11 protein-coding genes are annotated in these 14,965 nt (G+C 71.6%); 2 read left to right on the forward strand and 9 right to left on the reverse strand.

Annotated features, from left to right (window positions below; genetic code table 11):
* Positions 1-157: 157 nt before the first annotated feature.
* From OWM54_RS25980 to OWM54_RS25990, 3 genes are all read right to left on the reverse strand, one after another.
* Positions 158-871 carry a hypothetical protein gene (locus tag OWM54_RS25980; protein WP_267699241.1) on the reverse strand — a complete coding sequence of 238 codons (714 nt, stop codon included), beginning with the start codon at positions 869-871 and terminating at the stop codon, positions 158-160.
* On the reverse strand, positions 868-2,436 hold the full coding sequence (locus OWM54_RS25985; RefSeq protein ID WP_223750699.1) for an AAA family ATPase: 1,569 nt from the start codon (positions 2,434-2,436) through the stop codon (positions 868-870). Before OWM54_RS25985 ends, OWM54_RS25980 begins: the two co-directional genes overlap by 4 nt.
* Positions 2,437-2,531: 95 nt before the next feature.
* Positions 2,532-3,539: a Gfo/Idh/MocA family protein gene (locus tag OWM54_RS25990; RefSeq protein WP_267699242.1), complete on the reverse strand. Its 1,008-nt coding sequence runs from the start codon at positions 3,537-3,539 to the stop codon at positions 2,532-2,534.
* 131 nt (positions 3,540-3,670) lie between these two features.
* On the opposite strand from OWM54_RS25990, the gene OWM54_RS25995 reads away from it, so the two are divergent.
* The gene (locus OWM54_RS25995) at positions 3,671-4,384 is read left to right on the forward strand and encodes a DUF2238 domain-containing protein (protein WP_267699243.1); all 714 of its coding nucleotides are present in this window, start codon (positions 3,671-3,673) and stop codon (positions 4,382-4,384) included.
* Here OWM54_RS25995 and OWM54_RS26000 read toward each other — a convergent pair.
* Positions 4,371-4,868, reverse strand: a complete 498-nt coding sequence (locus OWM54_RS26000) for a hypothetical protein (protein ID WP_223782750.1) — start codon at positions 4,866-4,868, stop codon at positions 4,371-4,373. The genes OWM54_RS25995 and OWM54_RS26000 overlap by 14 nt on opposite strands.
* 149 nt (positions 4,869-5,017) lie before the next feature.
* Positions 5,018-6,406: an ATP-binding protein gene (locus OWM54_RS26005; protein ID WP_223750702.1), complete on the reverse strand. Its 1,389-nt coding sequence runs from the start codon at positions 6,404-6,406 to the stop codon at positions 5,018-5,020.
* Positions 6,407-6,635: 229 nt separating this feature from the next.
* On the opposite strand from OWM54_RS26005, the gene OWM54_RS26010 reads away from it, so the two are divergent.
* On the forward strand, positions 6,636-8,183 hold the full coding sequence (locus OWM54_RS26010) for an ATP-binding protein (protein ID WP_267699244.1): 1,548 nt from the start codon (positions 6,636-6,638) through the stop codon (positions 8,181-8,183).
* Positions 8,184-8,186: 3 nt separating this feature from the next.
* Here the strand turns inward: OWM54_RS26010 and OWM54_RS26015 are convergent, their stop codons facing one another.
* From OWM54_RS26015 to OWM54_RS26030, 4 genes are all read right to left on the reverse strand, one after another.
* Positions 8,187-9,209 (reverse strand): sensor histidine kinase, encoded by a 1,023-nt coding sequence (locus tag OWM54_RS26015; protein WP_267699245.1) that lies wholly within the window; start codon positions 9,207-9,209, stop codon positions 8,187-8,189.
* 1 nt (position 9,210) lies between these two features.
* Positions 9,211-10,872 carry an FAD-dependent oxidoreductase gene (locus tag OWM54_RS26020; RefSeq protein WP_267699246.1) on the reverse strand — a complete coding sequence of 554 codons (1,662 nt, stop codon included), beginning with the start codon at positions 10,870-10,872 and terminating at the stop codon, positions 9,211-9,213.
* 249 nt (positions 10,873-11,121) lie between these two features.
* On the reverse strand, positions 11,122-13,014 hold the full coding sequence (locus OWM54_RS26025) for a DUF7151 family protein (RefSeq protein WP_267699247.1): 1,893 nt from the start codon (positions 13,012-13,014) through the stop codon (positions 11,122-11,124).
* Positions 13,011-14,951 (reverse strand): DUF7151 family protein, encoded by a 1,941-nt coding sequence (locus tag OWM54_RS26030; protein WP_267699248.1) that lies wholly within the window; start codon positions 14,949-14,951, stop codon positions 13,011-13,013. The genes OWM54_RS26025 and OWM54_RS26030 overlap by 4 nt, the downstream gene beginning before the upstream one ends.
* Between the last annotated feature and the right edge of the window lie 14 nt (positions 14,952-14,965).

Consider the following 14,965-nt stretch of genomic DNA (forward strand, 5'->3'; position numbering starts at 1 on the left):
CGTGTGAGCGCGACCGCTTCCTCGGTGCGAAGGGGGAGCGGTCAGCGCGAGCATCGCGAGGACCCGTGCGCACGCGGTGCCTCGCTGGCTCGACGGAGGCGCCAGCGGCGGCAGCAGTCGCGAGCGCGCTCCTTCTCCGGCTCGAAGAGGGCGGCGGTCAGCGCAGGCGCCAGCGGTGGCGCAACGCCGACCTGGGCACGAACAGCAGCACGAAGACGATGAGCAGCCACGCGCCCACCACGCGGGTGTTTCCCGTCCCGAAGCGCATCAGGCCCGCGCACACGCCGACGCAGCCCGCCACCGTGAGGCACCGCGTGAGCGTGTTGGGCAGCAGCGCCAGGAGCCCCGTGCCCACGGTGGAGTGCCGCGCGAAGATGCGCCAGCCCCGGTAGGACTGCTCCTCGGCGCGCAGCTTCTCCAAGAGATACGCGTAGCGCTCCGAGTCCGCGCGGCGCTCCTGCTCCAGCCGTTCGAGCGCGCCCTGTCGCTCCTCGCCCAGTTCACGGGCGCGCGCCTCTCGCCGCTCCGCCGCGAGCCTGGCCCGATGCTCCATTTGCTGCGGTGTCCCCAGGTCCGCGCCGCACTGCTGACAGAGCTTCGCGAAGCGACCGTTGTCGGAGTCGCAGATGGCGCAGCGCGGGAAATCCCAGGCCTCTTCCAGGCTCGCGGCGCGCGGCTCCAGCACCACGGGGGCCTCCGCCTTGAAGCGCTCCAGGTGGGCCTCGGGGACGTCGCCCTGGGGCATCGCGCCGCGCTCGGCGATGTCCTCGAAGCGGCGGCCACCGTCCTGCAACTGGGAGGGTTGCTCGCGCTTCGAGCGCTCGCTCCGGTCCTTCTCCAGGTGCAGGAAGCGCGACAGCTTGGGACTCATGGCGCCCTCTCGACCAGCGCGCCCGAGGACGAGGCCGGACGCGTGCGCCCCTTGGCCCAGTCGCGCAGGCGGCGAATCTCATCCCGCATCGTCACCGACAGCGGGAAGGTGTCCCGCAGGGTGCGCACCAGGTGCTGCTGCGCCAGCTCGGAGTTCTCCGCGAAGGCTTCATACAGACCGGCCACCACCACCTGCTCGATTTCGGCGCCGCTGAAGCCCTGGGTGAGCGTGGCCAGCTCCGCCACGTCGAAGTCCGAGGGCTCGCGCTTCCGGCGTCGCAGGTGGATGCGGAAGATGTCCTCGCGCTCGGCCTGCTCGGGCAGGTCGATGAAGAAGATCTCGTCGAAGCGGCCCTTGCGCAGCACCTCCGGGGGCAGGCCCTCGATGCGGTTGGCGGTGGCGACGACGAACACTGGCGCTGTCTTCTCCTGGAGCCACGTGAGCAGCGTGCCGAAGACGCGCGCGGACACGCCGCTGTCCGCGGTGCTCGAGGAGGCCACGCCCGACAGCCCCTTCTCGATTTCATCCACCCACAGCACCACCGGCGCCACGCCCTCGGCCACGCGGATGGCCTTGCGCAGGTTCTCCTCGGACGAGCCGATGAGCCCGCTGAAGATGCGGCCCATGTCCAGGCGCAGGAGCGGCAGGTTCCAGTGCGCGCTGATGGCCTTCGCGGTGAGGCTCTTGCCGCAGCCCTGCACGCCGAGCAGCAGCAGCCCCCGAGGCTCGGGGAGGCCGAATTGTCGGGCCCGCTCGCCGAAGGCCGCGGTGCGCTGGCTCAGCCAGGCCTTGAGGTACTCCAGGCCGCCCACGTTCCCCAGGGACTCCTCGGGGGGGTAGTACTCGAGCAGCCCGCTCTTGCGAATCACCTGGCGCTTCTCGTCCTGGATGCGCTTGATGTCCTCGGGGCCCAGCTTGCCGTCATGGGCGATGGCCTTGGCGAAGGCGTTCTCCGCCTCCGACATCGTCAGCCCGAGCGCGGCCTTGATGAGCTGGTCGGCGTGCTCGCGCGACAGCTCGATGGTCGCCTTGTTCGTGCGGCGCACCACCGCGACGATTTCCCTCAGGAGCTTGAGCAAGTCGTTGTACCCGGGCATGGGCACGTCGATGACGGAGACCTCCTTCTCCAGCTCCACGGGGATGAGCAGCGTGGGCGACAGGAGGATGAGGGTGGTGAAGGTGCTCTTGAGGAAGTGCGCCAGCTCCCGCAGGGCGCGCACCACGCCCTTCTCCTCCAGGTAGGGATGGAAGTCCTTGAGGACCACCAGCGCGGGCTCGCCCAGCTTCTCGATGGCGGCCAGCGCGTCGAGGGGGTTGCGCGTGTCGTCGGGCAGCGGCGCGGCGCGCGTGGTGCCGGAGGCGCGCAGGCCCTTGGTGATGGACCACTGGAACAGCGCCTTGCCATGCGCGCGCGCCAGCTCCGCGAGGATGGCGTCCACGCGGTGCTCCTCCCACGACACCAGGTAGAGCAGCGGGTAGCGGGCCCGCACGAGGATGTCGAGCTCCTCGAGCCACGGCTCGGCGGGACGGTGGGCGTTGGCGCTGCCAGGGGTGGGGGACGACATTCCCCCGCTACTCTAGTGGGCCCCCTCGCCAGACGAAAACGAGGGCCCCCTGCAATGGCTTGCGCCCGACAGGGGAGCGAGCGCGAGGGTGGGGGTCACCCGTGCTTGGAGGTGTGCGTCATGGGGACTCGACGCCCCTCGGAGTCGGAGCGGAGCGCCGCCGCGAGGACCTCCTGGACGAGGGCACCATCCTCCACGGTGGCGAGCCCGTCGCAAGGCGCGTGACCTCGCAGGCCGAGGAACCGGCGCGCGGTCTCCACGTGGGCCTGGGCCCAGGGTTCGAGCTGTCCGGGGTGGGGCTCGGCGCCGGGGGCGACGTCGCTCCAACCGCCGTGCTCGAAGCCTCGGATGGGGGAGATGCACCAGCCCTCGCGCGCGGGCACATAGCCCGCGGAGAAGCCCACCTCCCAGTCCTGGCCGAGCAGGCTCCAGCCTCCGTGGATGCCGGGCTCCGCGCAGGCGGCGTGGGTGAGGACGAGCACCACGCCGTTGGAGAGCCCGACGTGCAGCGCGGCGGTGTGGACGGGGCGACCGGAGAGCGTGGCCTGTACCCACAGCGGCGTCGCGTCCGTCAGCCACAGCGCGGCATCGAGGACGTGGGACAGGCCACCCCAGTCTCCCGAGGCGTCCTCGACGTTGGATTCATGGCGCGGGACGAAGCCGGTGCGCAGCGTGACGACGAGGTGCTGCACCTTGCGTCCCGAGAGCCAGGACTTCAGCGCGCGGAGGGGTGGCAGCATGCGGTAGGGGAAGTTGACGGCGCTGGGGCTCGACAGGGCACGGGCGCGGAGGACGACGCGCCGCGCGTCCTCGACGGTGCGCGTGAGGGGCTTCTCGCACAGCACCGCGCGCCCGGCTTCGAGGGCCGTGAGCAGGTGCGTCGCGTGCTGTGCATCGGGGCTCGCGACCACGACAGCGTCCACGGCGGCACACAGCTCATGGACGTCCGTGGTGGCGAGGGGAATGCCCTCATGCTCGGCCACCGCGCGCGTGGACTCCGGGGAGCGGCCGCACAGCGCCACCACCTGCGCGCCCGCCGCGCGGAACGCGCCCACGTGCATGAGTCCCCACCGGGTGCCGATGATGCCGATGCGCGTCGTCATGTGGCGCAGCCTGCCAGAGATGCCCCGCGTGCGTGCTCGCGCGCGACCCGGCGACGCCCGTTCCATCTCCGTGCCATGCTGCGCGGCGCCCGTCCTCCCCGAGTCCGGACATGACCGAGCAAAGGCCCGCCATGCAGCCCGCAGTCCCGCTCGACGCTCCCGCCGTCGACAGCGTCGCGCCGTTCTATCCGCCCGTGCGAGGGTCCCGTGAGGAGGCGCGCACCCCGCTGCTGCTCGCGGCCGTGCTCGCGCCCATCCTCATCGCCACGTTCTTCCTCAGCCCCGCCGGCAAGCTCAACTGGTTGCTGGAGGTGGGCCCCGGTCTCGCCGGCATGATGGCGCTGGCCGCCACGTTCCGCCGCTTCCCGATGTCGCGCTGGGTCTACGTCTGCGTCTTCCTGCACATCCTCGTGCTGACCTACGGCGGCTACTACACCTACGCGCTCACGCCCCTGGGAAACTGGGTGCGCGACGCGCTGGAGCTGTCCCGCAATCCCTACGACCGGCTGGGGCACTTCGTGCAGGGCTTCTTCCCCGCGTTCATCATCCGCGAGGTGCTGCTGCGCTCCACGCCGCTGCGTCGGGGCGGGTGGCTCAACTTCCTCACCGGCTCGGTGGCGCTCGCCATCAGCGCCTTCTACGAGCTGCTCGAGTGGTGGGCCGCGCTCGCGCTGGACCCGGCCGGCGGTGACGCGTTCCTCGGCACCCAGGGCGACATCTGGGATGCGCAGTGGGACATGTTCCTCGCCCTCTGCGGCGCCGTGCTGGCCATGCTCCTCTTCGGCCGCGCCCACCTGAGGAGCGTGGAGCGCCTGGTGACCCGCGCCCGCGTCACATCCACTTGAGCGAGTAGCGCTGCATCCCCATGCGAGGCGTCGTCTTCGCCTCGGTGACAATCTTCCCGAAGCCCATCAGGAAGCCCCGGAACGTCCCCAACAGCAGCGGGGCCGGCAGCCGCGAGCCGCTCTCCAGCTCCGCCGCCAGCGGCATGAAGGCCACCGTGCGCGCGCTGTCCGTCGAGGGCAGCCCCTTCACCAGTGAGCGCAGCACCGAGTCGAAGTCTCCGAACACCTTCTCCACCGAGTCGAAGCCCCTGGCCCGCGCCAGCGGCAACGTGCGCATCCCCGAGCGCTGGGCGATGGCCTCCACCGCCCGGTCTCCCAGCGACTTGTGCAGCTCGCGCATGATGTGCACGTAGTCCTCCCACGCGTACCACGTGTCGTCGCGCATGCCGTTGATGGTGCGCTGGTGCGTGGGAAAACGCGACGCCGCCGCCGTCATCGAGCCGAGGATGGCCTTGAACCAGGCGCCCTGGATTTCGCCGGACATGGAGTGCTCCCCCTGACGTGGACACACTCCACCTTCATGCCGCGCCCGGAGCCAGTCTGGGGCCTCCGCCTGCGTGCACGGCTCGACGCTCGCCGCGCGCTTCCGTCACCCGGTGGATGCTCCGCGCGTGCGCCGGATGACAGCCGCCCTCACGCCGGCAGCCGCACCTGCACCCGCGTGTGCCCCGGCGCGGAGAGCACGCGCACGTCCCCGCCATGCCGCTCGATGATGCGCCGGCTGATGTCCAACCCCAGCCCCGCCGCGTTCGGCTTCGTGCTGAAGAAGGGCTCGAAGATGCGCGGCATCAAGTCCTTCGGGATGCCGGGCCCGTCGTCCGCCACCTCCACCACCAGCCCCCGCGCCTCCGTCCACGTGCGCAGCCGCAGCGTGCCGCCCCGCTCCCCCAGCGCCTCCAGCGCGTTGAGCACCAGCTGCGTCCACACCTCGTCGAGCGCGTGGGCCTCCGCCTGGAGCTTCGGCGCGTCCGAGGCGAACTGCCGCTCGATGCGGACGTGGTCTCCCTCCAGCCGGTGACGCAGCGCCGACAGCGCGTTCTCCAGGCCTTCGTGGACGTCCACCTCGGAGGGTTGCGCCCGGTCCATGAAGCTGTAGGCCTTCACGCCCTCCACCAGCGCGTGCACCCGCGCGCTGCCGCGCTCCACCTCCGCCAGCAGCACGTCACCGCTCACCGCGGCCACCAACCAGGACAGCGTGTCGCGCAGCAGCGCCTCACCCACGCGGCGCGCCACCGAGTCCAGCCAGGCCACATCCAGCCCGGAGGCCACCAGCGCGGGCGCCACGTCCCACGCGTCCGTCATCCCGCGAAGCTCCAGCCACGAGCCGATCTCCTCCTCGCGCTGCGTGCGCGCGAGCGGCTCCAGCGCCGGCGTGGCCCGCGCGCGGTCGGCGGCCTCGCGGGGCAGGGCCAAGAGCGCCCCGCGCTGCGCGGAGGACAGCCCGTGCTGCCCGAGCGCCATCGCCCGCGCGGACACCAGCCGCAGCGTGTCCCGCAGCCGCGACGCGCTCCGGTTCGCCGACGCCGCGGGGTTGCCCAGCTCCGGCGCGAGCCCCGCCACCATCTGCCCCGGCTTCAACGCCAGCGGCTGCTGCGTGGACACCACCTCCTGCGGCTGGGTGCGCTGGGCCGCGACCTCCATCAGCCCCCGGCTCAAGGACGGCGCCAGTCGCAAGAGCTCCCAGAAGGCGGCGGGCTCCAACCTCAGCAGGCGCACGTCCGTGTGCGCGTGCCCGGTGGTGGGGTAGGGCGAGTTCAGGAAGAGGATGAGCTCCCCGAAGATGTCGCCTGCCTCCAGCGCGCCGGTGGGCGTGTCCTGCTCGCCCACGCGGCGGGCCCACACCGTGCGGCCCTCGAGGATGATGGAGAGCCCGTCCGCCGGGTCGCCCTGCGCGGCGACGCGGGCCCCCGCTGGGAAGTGGAGCTGCCGCCCATGGCTGGCCACCCAGTGCAGTTGCTCGTCGCCCAGCCGGGAGAACAGCGGTACCCGGCGCAGCGCTGTGACGATGTCCTCGCTTCCCATGTCGCCTGGATGCTGCCTGGGTGGACGGAAGGGTGTCCATCTCCACCTGCACCCGAGGCCCGGAATCGTCCGAACGTCCGGTGCGCGCATCGCCCACCCACATCCGGACAGGGCAGGCAGCCGCCGCCCGAGGGCTCCTCCGGGAGGCGGACAGCGGAGCGCGGAGGACGGCGGGCACGGAGGGCGGGGCGCACTGTTCGGGGGAACCCCGTCGAAAAGGAGCCTCCGCATGGAGCCGCATGTCGCTCCCCCGCCACGCCCCGACGCCCCGGGTCCGGTGCCGCGTCCCACCCTGGCGAGCGCGGAGGACGGAGACGCGGCGGAGCGCTTCCTCGCGGAGCTGCGAAGCAGCACCCTCTTCTCGGAAGTGGACGAGGAGGAGGCCGAGCGCCTGCGCGCCGAGTCCACCCACCTGGAGCTCCAACCCCAGGAGTGGCTGGGCCACGAGGGCGAGCCCGCCTCCTTCTACCTCATCCTCGAGGGCGAGATTCGCATCACCAAGACCGTGGGCGGCGTGGAGACGCTCATCTCCGTGTTCCGCGCGGGCGACTTCTTCGGCGAGGTGCCGCTGCTGCTCGGCCAGTGCTTCCTCGCCAGCAGCCGCGCGCTCACGCACTGTCGGCTCCTGCGGCTGTCGCACCCGTCCTTCTGGCGGATGCTCGCGGACTGTCCCACGGCCAATCAGCGCATCCTGAGCAAGATGGCCGAGCGCATGAAGGCGCTCCAGTCCATCTCGCTCCAGCAGGAGAAGCTCGCCTCGCTGGGCACGCTCGCGGCGGGGCTGGCCCACGAGCTGAACAACCCCGTGTCCGCCGTGATGCGCGGTGTGCGCGCGCTGGGCGACCGTCTGCGCGAACTGCCCTCGCTGGCCCTGTCCCTGGACTGCCGCACGCTGTCCGAGCCCCAGGTGCGCGCGCTGGAGGCCCGCGGCTCGGTGTCACCCGAGACGCTCAACCCGCTGGACAAGGGCGACGCGGAGGACGCGCTCGCGCGCTGGTTGGATGCGCGCGGCGTGGAGGAGGCCTGGGTGATGGCGCCGGACCTGGTGGAGTCGGGGCTGTCGCTCGAGAAGCTGGAGCACGAGCTGGCGTCGCTGTCGGGCGAGGTGCTGAAGGGCACGCTGCGCTGGGTGGCCGCCACGCGAGGCATCTCCGTGCTGCTCGACGAGGTGGGGCAGGCCGGAGGTCGCATCGCCTCGCTGGTGAACGCGGCCCGCGCGTACACGTACCTGGACGAGGCCCCGCTGCAGCGCGTGGACGTCCATGACGGACTGGAGAGCACGCTGGCGGTGCTGGGCCACCGGCTGCGCGGCGTCCATGTGGTGCGCGAGTACGACCGGAGCCTGCCGCCCATCACCGCGTACGGCACGGAGCTCAACCAGGTGTGGACCAGCCTCATCGAGAACGCGACCGACGCCATCAAGGAGCACGGCGGCGGCACGCTGCGGCTGCGCACGCACCGGGACACGGACCACGTCGTGGTCGAGGTGGTGGACGACGGGCCCGGCATTCCGCCCGAGGTGCTGCCGCGCATCTTCGACCCGTTCTTCACCACGAAGGGCGTGGGCGAGGGCACGGGCCTGGGGCTGAGCATCACCCACCGCGTGGTGTCGCTGCTCCACCAGGGCGAGGTCATCGTCACCTCGCGCCCCGGCGAGACGTGCTTCCAGGTCCGTCTGCCCTTCGAGCTCGATGGTGCCTTCATCCCCGAGCCCGCGCGTCCGCGCGTGCCCTCGCCGCGTCAGCGTCCGGAGCCCGAGGAGCTGCGCGGCGCGTGAGCCTCACTTCAGGGGCAGGCGTATCTGGAAGGCGGTGCGGCCCGGCCTCGACTCCACGCGAACGTCGCCGTGATGCCGGTCCACGATGACGCGGCGGATGATGTCCAGGCCCAGGCCGGTGCCCTGGCCCATGGGCTTGGTGGTGAAGAAGGGCTCCCAGATGCGCGGCAGCAGCTCGGGCGGAATGCCGGGCCCATCGTCCACCACCTCCACGAGGAGGGAGTCTTCGTCCTTCGCGGTGCGCACCGTGAGGTGGCCCTTGCCGCCCATGGCGTCGATGGCGTTGTCGACCAGGTTGGTCCACACGTGGTTCAGCATCCCGGGCAGCGCCTGCACGCGCGGGAGGCTCCGGTCGTACTCGCGCTTCACCTCGACGCCGTGCTTCAGCTTGTAGTTGAGCAGGAGCAGCGTGTTCTCCAGCCCCTCGTGCACGTCCACGGGCTCGGGCTGCTCCTTGCCCGCGTGGGTATAGGACTTCACCGCGCCCGCCAGCTCCGACAGCCGCGTGGTGCTCTGCCGCACCTCCGCCAGCAGCGCGCGCGTGCGCACCAGGGCCTCCAGCCACGCGAGCGCGTCCGGCAGCGCCTGGGCGGGCAGGGCCTGGGTGAGCGGCTCCAGTTGCGCCTCGCCGATGCCCGCGTCCAGCAACGTGGGGGACAGGTCCCACGCGTTCACCACGCCCTTCGCGTCCATCCACGTGGCCAGCGCATCCTCGGCGTCTCCGCGCGTGAGCGGGTCCATGTCGCGGGTCGCGCCCCGGCCCTGGCTCTGGCGACAGGTGCGCAGCAGCAGCTGTCGCTGGGCCTGTGTCAGTCGCCACTGGTCCAACGCAACGGACAGGTCCTCCTGCGCGTCCATGGCCTGGGTGAGCTGCTCGGTGGCGCGTCGGCCCGCGGAGGCCGGGTTGTTCATCTCGTGCGCGAGCCCCGCCGCGTGACGCCCCAGCGCGGCCAGCTTCTCCTGGCGCAGCACGGTGTGCTCCAGGCACCGCAGTCGCTCCTGGGGCTGCTTCGGGTCCACGGACACGTCACACCTCGCTCAGGTACTGGTGGATGAAGGAGATGGCGATGGAGCCCTCGCCCACGCCGGAGGCCACGCGCTTGATGGAGGCGTGGCGCACGTCGCCCGCGGCGAAGATGCCCGGCACGCTCGTCTCCAGCAGGAAGGGCGCCCGCTCCGGCTTCCACCCCTTGGGCCGCTGTCCGGCCGGCATCAGGTCCGGGCCGGTGAGGATGTAGCCGCGCTCGTCGCGCGCCACCAGCCCGTCCAGCCACTCCGTCCGCGGCACCGCGCCAATCATCACGAACAGCGTGCTCGCGGGCACGGTGCGCTCGGGCTGTCCGCGCGTGGCCAACGTGACGGACTCCAGATGCGCGCCGCCCTCCACGCGCGTCACCTCCGTGTCGAGCAGCACCGTGACGTTGGCGAGCGAGCGCACCTGCTCGACCAGATAATGGGACATGCCCTTCTCCAGCGAGTCCCCGCGCACCACCAGCGTCACCCGACGGGCGAACTGCGCGAAGTAGAGCGCGGCCTGTCCGGCGGAGTTGGCGCCGCCGATGATGTAGACCTCCTCGTCCTTGCACGACAGCGCCTCCGTGCGCGACGAGCCGTAGTAGACGCCCGCCCCGGTGAGCGCCTCCATGCCGGGCGTGGAGAGCTTCTTCCACTGCACGCCCATGGCGAGCAGCAGCGCGTGGCAGCTGAGCTCCGTGCCGTCCGCGAGCGTGACGATGCGGTACGGGTCCTCCACGCGCAGGTGGCTCACCTCCTGCGGCGTCAGTATCTCCACCCCGAACCGCGCCGCCTGCGCCACCGCGCGCCGCGCCAGGTCCGAGCCGCTCAGCCCCGCGGGGAAGCCCAGGTAGTTCTCGATGCGCGAGCTGGTGCCCGCCTGTCCTCCCGGCGCGCTGCGCTCCACCATCACCGTGCCCAGCCCCTCGGACGCGCCATACACCGCGGCCGCCAGCCCCGCGGGGCCTCCGCCGATGATGACCAAATCGTAGAAGGGCTTGGTCGCGCGCACCTTCAGGCCGATGCGCTCCGCGACCTCCAGCGTGGACGGGCCCATCAGCCGCGTGCCGTCCGGGAAGAGCACCAGCGGCAGCTTCTCCACCGCGGCGCCTCCGGCCTGCGCAAGCAGCAGGCGCCCCTCGTCGCTGGCCTCCACGTCGAGCCACTGGTAGGGCACCTGGTTGCTGCCCAGGAAGTCGCGCAGCGCATGTGAGCGAGGGGCCCAGCGGTTGCCCAGCACGCGGAGGCCCTCGAACGTCGGAGGGTGGTGCGCCCACCACTCCTCCAGCAGGTCCGTCAGCACCGGATACAGGCGCTCCTCGGGCGGCTCCCACGGCTTGAGCAGGTAGTGGTCCAGCCGCACCTCGTTGATGGCGTGGATGGCCGCCTGCGTGTCCGCGTACGCGGTGAGCAGCACGCGCCGGGCCTCGTCGTAGAGCGTCTTCGCCTGCTCCAGGAACTCCACGCCGGACATGCCCGGCATGCGCTGGTCCACGAGGAAGAGCGCCACCGGGTCACCCCGCAGCCGCAGCTGGCGCACCGTCTCCAGCGCGGCCTCTCCCCGGTCCGCGCTGAGCACCCGGTACTCGCGGCCGTACTGGCGCCGCAAGTCGCGCTCCACCGCGCGAAGCACCTCCGTGTCGTCGTCCACCGCGAGGATGACGGGCTTGGCCATGCGCACGCTCCTCCGGGAAGGAGCGCATCGGCGCGGCTTCATGCCCCAGGCGACGGGACGGGCGACCCGTGGCGCGCTCGGGGGGCGGGCGTCAGCGCGGGGGATTCAAGGGGCCGTGCACACCGCCGTCGTGTCGTGGCCATGGATGGAGCGCTCGTCCTCGGCGCCGGTGAAGACGGCGTCCGCTCTCGCGGCGACGTGGCATTGGGACCGTCGGGGTTGTCGCGCACCACGAAGGAGCCCTCGCCTTCAGGGACAGGTGGCCGCGTCGTTGTTGCCCGCCACCAGGTAGACGTTCCCCGGACCGGTGTAGACGCGCTCGCCGAAGGCCCTCACCCGGCACGTGGGGAGCTGGGGATTGCGCTGGATGGAGAAGTACCGCGACACCTGCTGCACCGCGGGCAGCCCCAGCTCCGTCAGGAGGGGGTTGTCCAGCAGCATCAGCGACTCCAGGGTGCGCAGACCCTTGAGGTCCGCGAGGCTGGTCAGCGCGCCGTTCTGCTCCGAGGCCAGCCCCGTCAGCCGCTCCACGCCCGCGAGCCCCGTCAGCGTCGTCAGCGACGGGTTGTTGTAGAGGCTCAGCCACGACAGCATCCGCAGCGACTCCATGCCGCGCACGTCCACCAGGAGCGCGTGCGCCTCCAGCGAGAGGGTGCCTCGCAGGCCCTGCAGCCGGGGCATGTTCCCCCACCACGCCAGCGCGTCGTTGCGCGAGAAGAAGATGCTCTCCACCTGCGCGAGCGAGCCCAGCCCGTTGCTGTCGACGAGCGCCGCGTTGAGCCGGACCTCCAGCGTCACCCCGATGGTGTGCAGCGCCCCCAGCCCCGTCAGCGTGCGCAGCGCGGGGTTGTTCGTCACCTCCAGGTTCTTGCCGATGTGCTCCAGCCGCGTGCCCTCCAGGGTGGTGAGGCGGGCGTTGTTCTCGATGAGCACGCTCTGCGCCACGCTCGTCAGGTTGGGCAGCGGCAGGAGCTCCAGCGCGGGGTTGTCCTTGATGCGCAGCGAGCCCGTCAGCGTCTGGATGGCGCGCAGTCCCAGGCCCTGGGACGTGTGGGCGAGCCGCGCGTTGTCCTCGATGAGCACGCCGCCCCGCGGCACCACCGACTGGAGCCCGTCCAGGCTCTGGAGCTGGGGGTTGTGCGCCACCTCCAGATGGGTTCCCGCCCAGGTGGACTGTCCCGTCGCGCCGCCCACCGTCACCGTCTCCAGCGCGGCGTTGTTCAGCACGCTCAGCCCCTGGCCGATGAAGCGCAGCCCGGGCAGCTCCAGCCGCGTGAGGGACGCGTTGTCCTGCACGTACAGCGTGCCGTCGACGACCTCCAGCGCGGTGAGCCGGAGTTCGGCGACCGGCGTGTTGCCCGTCCTCACCTCCAGGTTGCCCCGGATGCGGGAGATGCCCTTCAGCACGGCCACGTCCACCGGCCCCCGGATGACGAAGGTGCCGTCGAACGTGTTCAGGTCCTCGCAGATGGGATTCGAGGCGAGCACCTCCTCGTCGTCGAGCACCCCGTCCGCGTCCAGGTCCATGCCCGCGCTGACGCGGGTGCCCCCGGCCGCGCACGTCGGCTCCCAGGCGCGCGTGACGAGCAGGCGGGAGGTCTCCACGCAGACCTCCAGGCGGGTGCGTACCTCGTCGTCGCCGAGCACCTCGTCGCCGTCCTCGTCGTGGCCCGCCTCGACGACGGTGAGCGTGGTGGGCTCCAGGCAGACGCGGGAGGAGGGCGTGGCCGCTCGCGTGCGTGTGAGCAGCTGGGCCTCGGCGATGTCGCGGCACGAATACACCTCGCGGGCGACCTCGGGCGTGTCCAGCACGCCGTCCTGATTGAAGTCGTGGCCGGCGCGGGTGACCCACCCCCCGCCCGGACACCGCTCGCCCGGAGGCACCGGCTGCTGGTCCACCCGCATCTGCGTCTCGGCGATGGCGCAGACGAGCGTCGAGCCCGTGACCTCCTCGTCGTCGAGCACGCCGTTGCGGTTGTCGTCCGTGCCCACCAGCACGTCGCGGCCTCCCAGCTCACACCTCTCGCCGGGCAGCTCCACCACCTCCCGGCTGAGCGCTGTCGGGTGGTCCATCAGGTCGCGGATGCGCAGGGAGTCACACCCCGCCGCGAGCGGCAGCAGGGCCAGCCAGGTCCATCTCATGGTGCGTCTTCTCCAGCGGCGGCCCCGCGGGCCGCGACCGGCTCTCCGGGGAGGAGCAGGGGCGAGGAGCAGGACGTCTGCTCGTCGTTGTCCTGGACCGTGCGCGTCCCGCCCCGGAGGGCGCGGTCCGCCAGCTGGTTCGCCAGACAGGAGGGCAGCGACGGGTTGCGCTGGATGGTCAGCGTGGCGCCGACCTCCGTCAGCCCGTCCAGGTCCAACGTCAGCAGCCGGGGGTTGTCCTGGATGGTCAGGTCCGACACGGACAGGAGCTTTCGCAGGCCCGCCAGGCCTTGCAGGGAGGCGTTGTCCCGCACCACGAGCGAGCGCAGGCTCCGGACGCGGTCCAGGCCCGAGACATCCCACAGCAAGGCGTTGTCCAGGAGCTCCAGGCCGGCGACCGACTCCAGGCGCGGGAAGGCGCCCAGGCTCGCCAGCTTCGGACAGTAGGCCACCACGAGCTGGCCGCGGATGGACTGGAGGTTCGTGAAGTCGAACGCCTCCAGCCGAGGGCTGTTCATCAGCATCAGCGAGCCCACGTGGTTGAGCCCCGGCATCGCGTCGATGGAGTGCAGGGACTCGTTGTTGCTCACCATGAAGACGTCATGGACCGCGCGCAGGGACGACAGCCCCGACAGGCGGCTGAGCGAGGCGTTGTTGCCGATGTCGATGGACTGCCCCACCTCCAGCAGGTCGGGGAAGCTCATCGTGGTCAACACCGGGTTGTTGTGGATGGCGAGCGAGCCGCCCACCGTCCGGAGGTTCTGGAACGGCAGCCGGCTGAGGCTCTTGTGGTCGGCGACGGAGAGCGTCCCCCCCAGGTCCGTGAGGTCCCACGACACCAGGCTCTGCGCCGAGTCGTTGTAGGCGAGGAAGAGGTCCTGACGGACGCGCACGCTGCGCAGCCCGTCCAGGCTCTCCAGCCGGGGGTTGTTCCAGACCGAGAGGTTGTTCTCCAGCCACACCGGCTGGGGCTGCGTCGCCGCGCCGAAGCGCAGCACCGTGAGCTCCAGGTTGACGAAGATCTGCACCTCGTTGCCCACGAAGCGCAGCGCGTCCAGCTCCAGGCGCGTCAGCGCGGCGTTCTCCGACACGATCAACCCGCCGGAGATCTCCGCCAATCGCGGCAGCACGAGCTGCTCCAGCGGCGTGCGGAAGAGCACGAGCGAGCCCTCGATGCGGACGAGCGTCTTGAGCAGCGCGAAGTCCTCCGCGGTGGTCGCGAAGAGGTCTCCGTCGAGGATGGGCGCTCCCTGGCACACCCGCCTGCGCTGGGTGACCTCCTGCTCCTGGAGGACGCCGTCGGCGTTCTGGTCCGCTCCGGAGTCCACCCGGTGGCCGCCCATCGCGCAGCGCGCCCCGACGGGCTCGCTCTCCAGCCGCGCCAGGATTCGCGAGGGGGCTTCGCCACAGTGCACCGCCAGGGTCCTCCGCTCGATGGCCCCGAGCTGGCCGTCGCCATCCAGGTCGGGCCCCGCTTCCACCAGCGTGCCTTCTCCTTCGCACGCGGGATATCCCTCCGCGACGCCCCGCACCTGGACGTTCACCGGATACACGCCCGTGCAGTCGAGCCGCTCGTGGGTGACCTCCGCGTCGCTCAGCTCGCCGTCGCGGTTCTGGTCCAGTCCGGAGCGCGTGCTCACGCCGCCCAGGGGGCACGAATCGGTGGGCTCCACGGGGCGCGCCTGCGTCACCCAGTCCAGCGGCTGGCCGTCGCAGTCGTAGTGCTCCGACATGACCTCGGTGCCGGTCAGCAGCCCGTCCTCGTTCTGGTCGATGCCGGTGAGCACCCGGTCCCCACCGAACGGGCACCGGCCTCCGGGAGGCTCGACCTCGAAGCGGGTCAGCGGCGGGTAGCGCCAGGTGAGCTGCGACAGGTTGATTCCGTCGCAGCCGGCGAGCAGCAGGCCCAGCAGCGTCACTCCCAGACGTCGCATCATGAGGCCCCCTGAGG

This window comes from Myxococcus sp. MISCRS1 (assembly GCF_026626605.1).
GTDB lineage: Bacteria > Myxococcota > Myxococcia > Myxococcales > Myxococcaceae > Myxococcus > Myxococcus fulvus.

Bases quoted from the DNA above. Each gene is read 5' to 3' on its own strand.
- OWM54_RS25980 (WP_267699241.1), bottom strand. From the start codon at position 871: ATGAGTCCCAAGCTGTCGCGCTTCCTGCACCTGGAGAAGGACCGGAGC.
- OWM54_RS25985 (WP_223750699.1), bottom strand. From the start codon at position 2,436: ATGTCGTCCCCCACCCCTGGCAGCGCCAACGCCCACCGTCCCGCCGAG.
- OWM54_RS25990 (WP_267699242.1), bottom strand. From the start codon at position 3,539: ATGACGACGCGCATCGGCATCATCGGCACCCGGTGGGGACTCATGCAC.
- OWM54_RS25995 (WP_267699243.1), top strand. From the start codon at position 3,671: ATGCAGCCCGCAGTCCCGCTCGACGCTCCCGCCGTCGACAGCGTCGCG.
- OWM54_RS26000 (WP_223782750.1), bottom strand. From the start codon at position 4,868: ATGTCCGGCGAAATCCAGGGCGCCTGGTTCAAGGCCATCCTCGGCTCG.
- OWM54_RS26005 (WP_223750702.1), bottom strand. From the start codon at position 6,406: ATGGGAAGCGAGGACATCGTCACAGCGCTGCGCCGGGTACCGCTGTTC.
- OWM54_RS26010 (WP_267699244.1), top strand. From the start codon at position 6,636: ATGGAGCCGCATGTCGCTCCCCCGCCACGCCCCGACGCCCCGGGTCCG.
- OWM54_RS26020 (WP_267699246.1), bottom strand. From the start codon at position 10,872: ATGGCCAAGCCCGTCATCCTCGCGGTGGACGACGACACGGAGGTGCTT.
- OWM54_RS26025 (WP_267699247.1), bottom strand. From the start codon at position 13,014: ATGAGATGGACCTGGCTGGCCCTGCTGCCGCTCGCGGCGGGGTGTGAC.
- OWM54_RS26030 (WP_267699248.1), bottom strand. From the start codon at position 14,951: ATGATGCGACGTCTGGGAGTGACGCTGCTGGGCCTGCTGCTCGCCGGC.